The organism is Spirochaeta cellobiosiphila DSM 17781 (assembly GCF_000426705.1).
Lineage (GTDB): Bacteria > Spirochaetota > Spirochaetia > DSM-17781 > DSM-17781 > Spirochaeta_E > Spirochaeta_E cellobiosiphila.
Map to the genome: position 1 here is coordinate 213,217 of NZ_AUFW01000007.1, position 12,947 is coordinate 226,163.

At 38.2% G+C, this 12,947-nt stretch carries 11 protein-coding genes; 4 read left to right on the forward strand and 7 right to left on the reverse strand.

Annotated features, from left to right (window positions below):
* Positions 1-48 precede the first annotated feature (48 nt).
* Positions 49-3,324: an ATP-binding protein gene (locus K345_RS21990; RefSeq protein ID WP_053227946.1), complete on the reverse strand. Its 3,276-nt coding sequence runs from the start codon at positions 3,322-3,324 to the stop codon at positions 49-51.
* A 104-nt stretch (positions 3,325-3,428) separates the two neighbouring features.
* Between K345_RS21990 and K345_RS19155 the strand changes: the two genes are divergently transcribed.
* Positions 3,429-3,791, forward strand: coding sequence for a response regulator (locus K345_RS19155; protein ID WP_053227947.1), 363 nt, complete (start codon positions 3,429-3,431; stop codon positions 3,789-3,791).
* A 10-nt stretch (positions 3,792-3,801) separates the two neighbouring features.
* Positions 3,802-5,388 carry a peptide ABC transporter substrate-binding protein gene (locus K345_RS19160; protein ID WP_053227948.1) on the forward strand — a complete coding sequence of 529 codons (1,587 nt, stop codon included), beginning with the start codon at positions 3,802-3,804 and terminating at the stop codon, positions 5,386-5,388.
* Here the strand turns inward: K345_RS19160 and K345_RS22710 are convergent.
* Positions 5,296-6,012 (reverse strand): TVP38/TMEM64 family protein, encoded by a 717-nt coding sequence (locus tag K345_RS22710; protein WP_083963564.1) that lies wholly within the window; start codon positions 6,010-6,012, stop codon positions 5,296-5,298. The genes K345_RS19160 and K345_RS22710 overlap by 93 nt on opposite strands.
* 68 nt (positions 6,013-6,080) lie before the next feature.
* Here K345_RS22710 and K345_RS0100885 point away from each other — a divergent pair, with 68 nt between their 5' ends.
* Both K345_RS0100885 and K345_RS0100890 read left to right on the forward strand, forming a co-directional pair.
* Positions 6,081-6,578: a CarD family transcriptional regulator gene (locus K345_RS0100885; RefSeq protein WP_028972564.1), complete on the forward strand. Its 498-nt coding sequence runs from the start codon at positions 6,081-6,083 to the stop codon at positions 6,576-6,578.
* An 18-nt stretch (positions 6,579-6,596) separates the two neighbouring features.
* Positions 6,597-7,262 carry an endonuclease III domain-containing protein gene (locus tag K345_RS0100890; protein WP_028972565.1) on the forward strand — a complete coding sequence of 222 codons (666 nt, stop codon included), beginning with the start codon at positions 6,597-6,599 and terminating at the stop codon, positions 7,260-7,262.
* A 60-nt stretch (positions 7,263-7,322) separates the two neighbouring features.
* Here the strand turns inward: K345_RS0100890 and fusA are convergent, their stop codons facing one another.
* From fusA to K345_RS0100915, 5 genes are all read right to left on the reverse strand, one after another.
* The gene (gene fusA, locus K345_RS0100895) at positions 7,323-9,407 is read right to left on the reverse strand and encodes an elongation factor G (RefSeq protein WP_028972566.1); all 2,085 of its coding nucleotides are present in this window, start codon (positions 9,405-9,407) and stop codon (positions 7,323-7,325) included.
* Between the two features lie 160 nt (positions 9,408-9,567).
* Complete coding sequence (locus K345_RS0100900; RefSeq protein ID WP_028972567.1) at positions 9,568-10,212, reverse strand: CBS and ACT domain-containing protein; 645 nt, start codon at positions 10,210-10,212, stop codon at positions 9,568-9,570.
* Between the two features lie 241 nt (positions 10,213-10,453).
* A complete protein-coding gene (locus K345_RS0100905) occupies positions 10,454-11,158 on the reverse strand; it encodes an ABC transporter ATP-binding protein (RefSeq protein ID WP_028972568.1) in 705 nt (234 codons plus the stop codon).
* Positions 11,158-11,955: an ABC transporter ATP-binding protein gene (locus tag K345_RS0100910; RefSeq protein ID WP_028972569.1), complete on the reverse strand. Its 798-nt coding sequence runs from the start codon at positions 11,953-11,955 to the stop codon at positions 11,158-11,160. The genes K345_RS0100905 and K345_RS0100910 overlap by 1 nt, the downstream gene beginning before the upstream one ends.
* On the reverse strand, positions 11,955-12,947 hold the full coding sequence (locus tag K345_RS0100915) for a branched-chain amino acid ABC transporter permease (protein WP_028972570.1): 993 nt from the start codon (positions 12,945-12,947) through the stop codon (positions 11,955-11,957). Before K345_RS0100915 ends, K345_RS0100910 begins: the two co-directional genes overlap by 1 nt.

Consider the following 12,947-nt stretch of genomic DNA (forward strand, 5'->3'; position numbering starts at 1 on the left):
TTTGCTTGGATTCTAGCTATCGAGAAGGAAAAATCAAGAACCAAACCACTAATCTTGCAACATTTCTTCTAATTTTTGCAGAATTTCTTCCGATTTGAAGGGTTTGTGGAGGAGACACAGCTCTTCACTAGCTATTCCATGCTTCTGAATATAATCATCAGCATAGCCAGAGATAAAGAGAGTTTTTATAAATTTGAAACGACTTTTTAATCTTTTAGCCAATTCTGGACCGCTCATTCCAGCCATAATAACATCGGTAATCAAGAACGGGGCTTTCGTATATGTCTGAGCATATTCCAAAGCCTGATTACCATTACATGCTTCCTTAACATCATATCCAGCCTGTCTGAGAACCCTTGAAGCAAACTCTCGTACAGGGGCTTCATCTTCAACTAGTAAAATAGGGCATTCCCTATTATTGCTCACAAGACGAGAAGAAGATAACTTTTCCTTATCATCCTTGGATCCCTGTTGAATTGGCTTAAAATATATCTCAAAGCTTGTACCATATCCAGGTTTTGTCAAAATTTTTATATCTGCTTTCATTTGTTCAATGATCCCGTACACAGTGGCCATTCCTAAACCTGTGCCCTGCCCATGACCTTTGGTAGTGTAAAAAGGTTCAAAGATATGAGCTTTAACCTCTTCCTCCATACCTTCCCCATCATCCTTTACTGTCAGTAAGAGATATTCACCAGGCAATAAAGCTCCACGGATTAGATATAAAGTTTCTTTTAACTGAACATTGCTAGTCTTAACGGTAAGATGACCACCACCGCCTAAAGCGTCCTTTGCATTGAGAACAAGATTCATCAATACTTGCTCCACTTGACTCTTATCACCTTTTATATAATCAGACTGGGCTTCCAAGTAAAAGTTCAAGAGAATATGCTCACCTAAAAATCTTTCGAAGAGAGTCTCCATTCCCCGAATGATTTTATTGAGACTTAAAGAGGATAGACTTACTGTCTTTTTTCTAGAAAAAGAAAGTAACTGATTGGTTAAAGAAGCCGCTTTGATTCCTGCTTCTCTGATTTCAGATATATCTGAATAATAAGGAGATTTTTCTTCTAACTCTGCTAGAATTAATTCAGAATACCCATTTATTACAGTTAGCAAATTATTAAAATCATGGGCAATCCCTCCAGCCAAACGCCCTAAACCTTCTAGTTTTTGGTTTTGAATCATTTGCCGTTCCAAGGATTTTCTAGGAGTATTATCAAAGACATATCCCCTAATGCTCTGCAAACATCCGTTCTCATCAAATGTCCCGATAATATTTGCTATAATATCAACAACTTTTCCATCTGGTCTAACCAATTGTGTTTCAAGGTATTCAAAACTCTTGGTTCTAAAAAATTGCTTTGCTAAACGCTTAAAGTCTTCATATAGGGGGAAATAATTCAACATACTACTCCCTATAGCCTGATTTGTATTCTTGTACCCAAAGATCCTGGCAAAAGCCACATTGCAATCAAGAACTCTCAATTTGTTGTTAACAATAAAATCACCAGTAAGATCATTTTCAAAGAAGTCTCTGTATCTTTTCTCACTTCTACGAAGCTTATCAAGTAAAAGTTCTTTGGTAGCAATTTGAATCTTCATCTTTTTATTTAGCTCTTGTAGGGCTTTAGTACGAACATTTACTGTGGCTTCCAGCTTCTCTGATTGTTTTCGTATTTCACTTAATAGATAGGAGCTTTGTAATGCCACAGAGATAACAGAACGAATAGATTCAATTATAATAAAACAGGGTTTAACCAGTTCTAATACCAGTATTCCAAAAGATTCTTCAGCTCCAAATAATGGCAAAAACAAGGTAAAGGCTTCACTATCATGGGAATAATACTGTTCCCATAGCTTTTTTGCGGTATAAGCTTGGCCTTTGGGCCATTTAATCTTGTATTCTCCTCCAGGGTCTAATCGTAGGATCTCTCGCAAAGTCCAGTTCTTATCTGAATCCCAAAAAGATACACTTAAAGAGTGCACTCCAAACTTCTGGACTTCCTGAGCCATGGTATCCAAGAAATTCGTCATTGAATATTGGCTAGCAGACACACTTAACTTTTGATTGAGTTCATAAAAAGAAAGCTGTTCTTGATATTCTCGCAGACTATATTGATTAATGATAAAATGACCCAATACTCTTAAACGATCACGTAAGGCTTCTGTAGGAATATCTAAGAAAGTTGATAAATACTGATCAAAATGGCCAATGTACTCAATAATACGAGGCCATAAACTCAAATCCAGAATATGAAAGTAAGCCGACTTTATTAAGACTTGCAGACTATTAAAATTAACTTCCTTACTTTTTAAAGACTCCATAAGAGGTATAAGAAATTTGTCTATCCATAATTCTTTGGAAGGAAAAGAGGGTAATAAAAAGGGAGGCTTAAAATGTCCAATTAAGCAATCTGCCAACTCATCAAGAGAATGAATAGAAATATCATTCGTATTTTCTAAGAAGTAGTTGCCCGTTGATTCACGCCATTCAATACTCCAAGGATAGCTTACATATTCTGTACAATAATCGGGGTATAAGATCTTTAAGACCGCTTCCATACCAGCATAATACCCACCCCGCTCTACGGTTGTAATATTTGGTATGGCAGACATAGTTTCTGGTATATTATCAAAACCGGTAATCCAGATATCATCTGGAATTTTATATCCACGATGAACCAATTCTGCAGAAGCACCTAAAGCTAATTCGTCATTTATACAAAAGACAATATCAAAGTCGATATTCTTTTCAATCGCTTCTTTTACACCTTGCCCCCCATCATAACTAGTGTGATTATTAAGAAAGATCTCACGATTACTGTCTATGGGAATACCTAATTGTTCTAAGGCAATATGAAAGCCTCGTAAACGATCTTTAACAAAATCATGTTTAAGAGGTCCTGAAATAAATAGATATTTCCTATCTTTATTGGACTTTAGCACAAGATAGACGAGTTCTTTATAGGTACGAACATTGTCTATCAAAAGAGAATCATATCCCTCTAGAGGGCTTCCTATAAAGACTATAGGAATCAAAAAGTTTTCTTTTAAATAAAGAATCTCCTCAGCAAATTGTGTATCCCTGTTGACAGTGGCCGTTATCAATATTAGACCATCAATCCCCAGTTTTAGTAGTTTAAGAACTTCCTGGCGCATAGAGAGTTCTTTCTGACTCTGGACATTCTCAGTTCCAGCGGATACATAGATGATCTTAATATTTTTTTCACGAGCTATAGCATGTATTCCTTTAAGCATAAGAAGAGGAAAACGGCTATCAAAACCACCAATATAGACACCTATAACTTTTTGCTTTAACATCTCATACGCTGAACCCTTACCATTTAATTAAACAATTTATGAGTATTCTCTCTAAAAATTATATATAATAAGAGGGTGGGTCTGCCAATAATAGGGAGTTAAAATTGTCAATTAAAGATATACTATACGCTGAAGACGAGTTTACAAACCGCAAATTGCTTCAAATTCAATTCGAAAAGAATGACCTTCAATGTGATCTGGCCCGTGATGGGAGAGAAGCTTTAGATTTAGCTACCTCAAACCAATATAAAATGATTATATTAGACCAGTATATGCCTGGTTTAAATGGCGATGAAGTAGCTAGAACGATTAGACAGACAGATCCAAACATCCCCTTGATCGCCATAACAAGTGATGATATGGAAATAGAGAATCTTCGCAAAGCAGGATTTAATGAAGTCTTCATTAAGCCCTTGAGAGGAACTGGACATATAGATAAAATCAAGGAATATATCAACAAGGTTTAGGAACATTATTTTGCGTAGATTAATTAGTCTTATAGTACTTTCAGTTCTTTGTTATCAAGGTTTTAGCGAGGACATGACAGTCCTCATCGACACATCAGATGTTGCTATGGATCCGGCACATGCCATTACAACAACAGAAGCACAATTCTTCACCGGCATTTATGAGGGTATAGTGACCTATGATCCCCAAACCCTTGAACCTCTTCCGGCAATAGCCTCTTCCTGGGATATATCAAAAGATAAGTTAAGATACACCTTTCACCTAAACCCAAATGCAAAATTCAGCGATGGCACTCCTATTAAGGCACAAGATTTCTATGACTCCTGGATGAGATTAATCCTACCACAAACCAATGCGGACTATGCCTCCTTATTGGATATAGTTCAGGGAGTCAGAGACTACCGCCTGGGTAAGATAAAAGATAAAAAAACAGTCAAGATAACCGTAATAAATGACACCACTTTACAAGTAGACCTTGTTAGACCAGGAGCGCATTTTCTAAACATATTATGTCACCACAGCTTCATCCCCTACACATTAAATAAACAAGGAGATCCTAAATTCTCAGGGGCTTTCTATCCTGTAAAACAGGACTATGGATACGATCTCATTAAAAATAACTACTATTGGGATAAAGCAAATGTAGCCTTGGATAAGATCAAATTAAAAGTAGTTGATGATCCTTCAGAGAAAACAGATATGTTTAATAAAAATCAGGCACAATGGGTTGCTGATGGTTTTGATTTTAATGGAGTTAGCTGGCGACCAGCCATTGTATACAATAGCTTATTTGCCACAAGTTACTTTTACTTTCAAGAGTCCAATGAGGTTTATAAGAACCCCAAAGTTAGACTGGGCTTAATCCAACTATTACCTTGGCAAGAAATACGAAAAAATCAGTATTATCAAACAGAAACCTTAGTTCCCGCTTTCCAATCCTACCCCAAAGTGGAAGGAAGTGCTCATACGGATATTGAAAAGGGAATGGCCAACTTAAAAGAGGCCGGTTATCCAGAAGGAAAGGGACTTCCCACCATAAAAATCCTTATATCCCAAAGTGATGAGTTAAACAGGATCGCTCTCTTAATGAAAAACACTTGGGAAGAAAAACTAAAAGTCACAGTAGATATCGAACAAACACCTTATAACCAATATTACAGAGCCTTGGACGAAGATAGCTATACATTAGGATCCATAAGCTGGATAGGAGATTTTGCAGATCCGCTTACTTTCCTACAAATGTGGACAAGCAACAGTAATCTTAACGATAGTCAATATTCAAATAAGGCATATGATGACATAGTAGAGCAATCCTCTGGAGAACCCAGACCTGACCGCTTTAAAACACAAGCGGAGGCAGAAAAAATCTTACTCGATTCGGGTATCATTCTTCCCTTAGGGAATTCGGCAGTGTTTAATCTGATTGATACAAACTATATTAAAGGATGGTATGCAAATCCTTTAGATATACACCCTTTTAAGTATTTAGATTATGGAGAAGGACTAATCATTCCTGGATTGGCCTTTATCGATTCCCGAAATACGCTGAACCCACTGGTGAATTTGATTCCGGAACAACATAGTTCCCACAGCTAATAAAGCGGTTAAAACAAACAAAATAATAGCAACAGTCCACTGCCGCTCTGCCAGAGAGGATCCCATTATCGTGCTGCCAATAATACCTGGGGCTCTTCCTATACCAGACAGAACAAGGAAGGAGATAAAGGATATTCTTGATACTCCTGCTACATAACACAAGGCATCCTTAGGAATTCCCGGGATAAGGAAAAAGAGGAAAAAACCTGCTTTAGCTTTGGAACTAGAAATTAGCTTCTCAAACTTTTCGACTGATTCCTTAGATAAGACCAATTCTACAAAGGGATAACCTAATAGCCTTGCCATATAAAAATTAAATACAGAACCTATCAGTATTCCAATGACGGAATAGATAGTCCCCCATAATGGTCCAAAAATATATCCTGCAGCTAACTGGGCCACTTCTCCCGGTATAATAAATATAACCACCTGAATAAATTGGATGCCAATAAAAGCTAAAGGTCCCCATTTCCCTTCCCTAAGGATGAAATCCTTTATTTTGTCAGGATCTGTAAAAACTGGAATCCAGAGCTTTCTGGTAAAATAAGCTATAATAATGAGAAGAATAATTAAGAGAGGAAACAAAATTCCTAAATATGATCTACTTTTTAGTCTCTTCTTCATACCTAATCTTAATATAATGCCTCTTGTCCGATTTGACTACATCCAGCTTTTTTTATATAATTGCGGCTATGACTGAAGCAAATCCGACTTTCTCAGAAGGTCAAAAAGTAGTTTACCCTTTACAAGGGGTTGGGCAAGTTAACAAAATCATGCAGAGAGTATTTAAAGGGAAGGAAACAACCTATTATGAAATATACTTAGCTGCCAGTGATATGACAGTTCTTGTTCCTATTGATAAAGCAGAGGAACTTGGTATTCGAGCCATTGTCGATAAAAAAGAAGCTCAGACAGCTCTTAAGATTTTCCAAGAAGAACAAGACGTAGTTCCTGCTGATTGGAAAATGCGTTACCAGATGAACTTGGACTTACTAAAAAAAGGTTCTGTTGTTGATATCGCACAAGTAGTAAAAACACTTTATCATAGAAGTAAGGTGAAAGAGCTTCCTATTATGGAACGTCGGTTATTTGATTCTGCACTTAAATTATTAATTGATGAAATATCTTTCTCTCTTGATAAACCAAAGGAAGAAGTAGAACAGTTAATATTTGATAAATTGGAAGAATAAGCTTTAGTTTTATCATCAATGAACCATAAGAATGATAAATACTGGGATGAACTTTTTAATAAATTAGAATGCTTCGCTCAAGACATTGAAACACCATCAGTAAGTATACTGGCTTTAGAAAAGGCAACACCTTTTATGTTGCTCATATCAACAATACTATCATTAAGAACGAAGGATGAAGTGACATTAGCTTCATCCCGTCGTTTATTTAAAACAGCTTCCACTCCAGAAGAGATAATACAGTTACCAACAGCAACAATCGAAGAACTCATCTATCCAGCTGGCTTTTACAAACGTAAAGCGCAGCAGATTAAAAACATAAGCCATATAATAATAAGTAAACACAAGGGAGCTGTACCCCAGAGTAAGGAAGCCCTATTGGAGCTTCCCGGTGTTGGACTTAAGACAACAAACCTTGTCTTAAGCTTAGCTTTTAACATACCGGCTATTTGTGTAGATACCCATGTTCATCGTATAGCTAACAGGATGGGATGGATTAGTACCAAGACAGCAGAGGAATCAGAACCAGCTTTATCAGCAGTTCTCCCATTACAATACTGGATACCGGTTAATGAATATCTTGTGGTATATGGACAAAATATCTGTAAACCGACAAGTCCCTATTGCAGTATCTGTATGTTCACTAATAGCTGTCCCAAAATCGCTGTTACAAAATCACGTTAAAGAGAGATAAAAAAAGCTGCTCCCATAGGAAGCAGCTTATATCTACATTTGCTATTAAAATTATTTCTGTTCAGCAGCTTTCTTAGCTTGGTGTGATTTGATCAATTCATCAGAGATGGATTGAGGAACTTTACCATACTTTAAGAATTCCATTGAGAACTCAGCTTTACCTTGAGTAGAAGATCTCAAAGTAGTTGAGTATCCGAACATTTCACTTAATGGTACTTCCGCTTCAACAACACAGCTGTTTCCTTCATCAGAAGAAGAAGAAATCATACCACGTCGTTGGTTAAGAGAACCAAAGATATTTCCCTGGAACTCATTTGGACCTTCAACAGTTACTTTCATGATAGGCTCAAGAATAATAGGATTACACTTCATGTAAGTTTCCTTGAATGCATTAAGAGCTGCAATCTGGAAAGCCATATCTGAAGAGTCAACAGCATGATACTGACCATCATTGATCATCATCTTAACACCTACTACAGGGAATCCGATCAATTGACCTTTTTCCATAGCCATCTGGAAACCACGATCAACAGCAGGAATGTATTCTGTAGGAATAGATCCCCCTTTGATGTTGTTTTCAAATTCATAATGTCCTTCTTCCAGAGGGGACATTTCACCAGCAACTCGACCGTATTGTCCAGATCCACCAGTTTGTTTCTTGTGAGTGTAGTTGAAAGGAGACGAGCCGGAGATAGTCTCACGGTAAGCAACTTGTGGCATACCAGTTTCAACTTCTGCCTTGTATTCTCGTTTCATTCTTTCGATATATACATCAAGGTGAAGCTCACCCATACCTTGAATAATAGTCTGATTAGACTCTTGATCCACATAGGTTCGGAAAGTAGGGTCTTCCTTAGTAAAACGGTTAAGAGCCTTAGCCATGTTATCAGCAGCTTTCTTATCAACAGGAGTGATAGAAAGGGAAATAACTGGTTCAGGTACATACATAGAAGTCATAGAGTAATTCAAACTTGAATCACAGAATGTATCTCCAGAAGCACATTCAATACCAAACAAAGCAACAATATCACCAGAACCTGCTTCTGTAATATCTTCTGTATGGTTAGAGTGCATTCGGATAAGACGTCCAATCTTGAATCTCTTACCTGTTCTAATGTTTGTAAGTTCTCCACCCTTCTTAAGCATACCTTGGTATACACGAACGTAGGTCAACTGACCATATTGTCCATCTTCCAATTTGAAGGCAAGGGCAACAGTCTTTTCATTGTCATCTGGCTTAAGAACTACTGGTTCTTCATCTTTGTCCAAGTCTAATGCTTCGTTTTTAACATCAGGAGGAGCAGGAAGGAATCGGGTAACAGCATCAAGTAATAACTGAACACCCTTATTCTTATAAGCAGATCCCATGAATACAGGTACAAGAGCTAGATCAAGGACACCTTTTCTAGCAGCTCGGTAAGCTACTTCTTCAGGAACTTGTTCTCCTTCCATGTGAATCATCATCAATTCATCATCGAAGTTAGCAAGTTCATCATAAAGGATACCTTGCTTTTCTTCTGCTTCCGCTTGAAGTTCAGCAGGAATGTCTTTTTCAATAAGATCAACTCCGCCTTCTCCTTCAAAATAGTAAGCTTTCATTCTAATTAAATCGACAACACCTTCATGCTTGTCTTCCAATCCGATTGGAATTTGGAACAATACAGCATTAAGATTAAGCTTATCGACTAGCTGTTGTTTAACATTGTAAGGATTGGCACCAGTTCTGTCACACTTGTTTACGAAGGCAAGTCGTGGAACATTGTACCGTTTAAGCTGTCTATCTACAGTAATGGATTGTGACTGAACACCTGAAACAGAACAAAGTACAAGTATAGCTCCATCAAGTACACGGAGAGCTCTCTCTACTTCAATTGTAAAGTCAACGTGTCCTGGTGTATCGATGATGTTAATAGGGTGATCTTTCCATGTTACATTTGTAGCGGCTGAGGCAATTGTGATTCCTCGTTCTTTTTCCAACTCCATAGAGTCCATAGTTGCGCCAACACCATCTTTTCCTCTGACTTCGTGGATGGCGTGAATCTTGTTACAATAGAACAAAATACGCTCAGTAAGAGTCGTCTTACCTGAATCGATGTGCGCACTAATTCCGATGTTACGCATTTTAGTAATATCAATACTCATTTTAACCCAAACCTCTCTTGATAAATATGGGGGATTTACAGATCCAAAAATTATTCCGGCCTATTATATAAGATTGAACATAAAGAATTCAAGTCCCGCCAGCTAATGCTATCTCCTTTTTATAGAAAGGCTTAGATTTAATCAATCACTAATGTCAGACTTCTCTCAAATCAATGAGTATTTCTTGGTGAGATTTAAACGCCTTTTGAACGGTATCCACATCAACACCAGATAACTTGATGATTATAAGGCCGTGACTGGCTTCCTCTCCCAGGAAAGAACCAATACTTACCACATTGGCCCCAATAGAGCGTATGGTATCCGCAATATCAGCCAATTGTCCCTGTCTGTCAGGAGCCTCCAATGTTAAACGTATCCCCTGCTCTCTAGCACCAAAGAGTTCGATAAAGGTCTTAAATATATCAGATTCTGTTATGATACCAACCAGGAGCTCTCCCTTTACAACTGGTAAGCCACCGATATTATTATCTGCCATGGTACGAGCTGCATCTTCAATGGGATCATCAGCGTTAGCGGTAATAACTTTTTTGGTCATAATCTCTTTTACTTTGAGCTTGGATAACAGATTAGTCATTTCATACACATTGAGAGTGGAAGCAGGACTGGGAGAGGCATAGAGTAGATCTTTCTCTGTGACAATACCAATGATCTTCTTATTTTTGTCTAAAACAGGTAAGCGATGAACCTTTTCTCTATTCATGAGTGCCTGGGCATCTGTAACAGCCATTTCTGCTGTAATGGTGATGGGATTCTTGCTCATTCGACGGGCTACGTTCATATAAAGTCCTCCTCCTTCAATCGTAAACCTAGCCAAATCAACTGTCAAATTGTTAAATCACAGTAGACATATAGATTTTAGAAGGGGCTTCTAAAATAGTTAGAAGGACCAGCTAAAACTTTTAGAAGGGCCTTCCAATATCTTTAGAAGGCTCTTCTAACTTTTAATATTAATAATTAAAGCACAAAAAAACCCATTAAGCCCTCGCCCAATGGGTTACTTATTACTATATCTTATACTATTAAAGGCCTAGATAAGCCTTCTTCACTTCATCACTTTCCGCAAGTTCACTAGCAGATCCACCAAGCACGATAGAACCTGTTTCTAGTACATAAGCTCTATGAGCAATACTCAAGGCCATGTTAGCATTCTGCTCAACAAGTAAGATGGTGGTACCAGTCTTGTTAATATCTTCAATAATACTGAATATATCTTTTACCAGTAGAGGCGCCAAGCCCATAGAAGGCTCATCAAGCAATAATACCTTCGGTCGGCTCATAAGCGCCCGTCCCATGGCTAACATTTGCTGCTCCCCCCCACTTAAAGTACCAGACAGCTGATTATATCGCTCTTTTAATCTAGGGAATCGCTGATAGACATTTTCCAGATCTTCTGCAATGGCCTCATTGTCTTTACGAGTGTAGGCCCCTAGAAGTAGATTATCCCGTACGGTCATATTAGCAAAGACCCGCCGACCTTCAGGAACTTGGATCAATCCTTTGGGAACTAAGGCATCGGCGCTCATCTTGGCCACATCTTGTCCCATAAACTCTATGACACCCTTAGTGGGAGTTTCTAGACCGCTTAAGGCACGAAGAGTTGTTGTTTTCCCCGCTCCATTAGCCCCAATCAAAGTAACGATTTCCCCTTCATTCACTTCAAAGCTGATCTCATGGAGAGCTTGAATATTGCCATAATGAACACTTAAGTCCTTTACTTTCAACATTATTCATCAACCTCCTGTCCTAGATAAGCTTTAACAACTTCCGGATTCTTACTTACTTCAGCAGGCAGACCTTCAGCAATAATACGGCCATAGTCTAATACGACAATACGCTCACAGATCCCCATAACTAAATGCATGTCATGTTCAATAAGGAGAATTGTTAAATCAAACTTTTCTCTAATGAACCGAATAAGGGTCATCAACTCCTGAGTTTCTTGCGGATTCATACCAGCGGCTGGTTCATCTAGTAATAATAATCGCGCTCCAGTAGCTAAAGCACGAACGATTTCCAACTTTCGCTGTTCACCATAGGGTAAATTAGAAGCAAGTTCATAAGCCTTTGAATCTATCTTGAAGATTTCCAAAAGCTTTAATGCTTCCTCCTTCATATTCTTTTCTGCTTTACGAAAGGCCGGTGTCCTTAATATGGCCTGGGCAACATTATACCCTGAAGAAAAATGGTAAGACACAAGAACATTTTCCAACACTGTTCGTCCTTTAAAGAGCCGAATGTTCTGGAACGTTCTCGCCATACCCATTCTTGTTACTTCGTGAGATTTCTTACCTGAGATCACGGCGAGAGCACTAGAGTCTTCAGACTTCTTGTGTAAAAACTCAATAGTCCCTTCGGTAGGGGTATACACACCAGTGATCATATTAAAACACGTAGTCTTTCCTGCTCCGTTAGGCCCGATTAAACCAACAAGCTCACCCTTCTTCATTTCCAGGTTAAAGTCAGAAACAGCCCGAAGACCACCGAATTGCATAGTAATATCTTTTGCTTTTAATATAACCATTATTCGTGAACCTCCTTGCTTTTGAACTTGGAAACAATCTTATCAAAGAGTCCTGTAATAGACCATTCTGAACTTCCCATAATCCCTTTAGGCCTGAAAAGCATCATTATTATAAGGAGAAGTGGATAAATTACCAATCGGAAGTCCTTTAGGAAACGAAGAGCTTCCTGAAGATAGGTAAGAACAAAACCTGTTAATACCGTACCTGTAACAGATCCCATCCCCCCAAGAACAACAATAATGATGAAATCGACAGATTTCTGATAACCAAAGGAACTTGGATTCAAATAGCGATTAAGAGGGGCAAAGAGTCCACCAGCCATACCTGCTATAAAAGCAGATAGGACAAAACTAAACATTTTTGTATAAAAAACATTAACTCCCATAGAGTTGGAAGCAATCTCATCTTCCCGTATGGATATGATAGCGCGCCCATGACTGGAATTAATCAAGTTATGAATAAGAGCTATAACCAGCACCAGAATCACCATAACCCATACAAATCCATAGATATGGTTCTGCCTAACCATGGAAGTAAACCCGGGGACTCCTTTCAGACCTGCAGCCCCACCTGTAATATTGGGAATGTTAATCATGATAACTCTAATAATCTCACCAAATCCCAAGGTTACTATAGCCAGATAATCACCAGTCAGCCTTAAGGTAGGGAACCCGATGAGCAATCCAAATAAACCCGCCATTAAGCCACCCAAGACCAAAGCTAGGGGAAGGGGAATAGGGGTATGCATCATAACAACTGCTGTTGTATAGGCTCCAATAGCCATAAAGCCCGCATGCCCCAAGGCTAATTGACCTGTAAAGCCCAGAATCAAGTTAATACTAAGAGCTACAATAATGTTGATTCCCGCAGTGGTCATAATATGAACAGTATATTTATTAAAGACTTTGGCTTGTATAAGAAGGGTCATCCCTACAATAAAAACAGCAGAGACTACAAAAAGTATTAAGGTATCACGAATATGTTTGTTCAT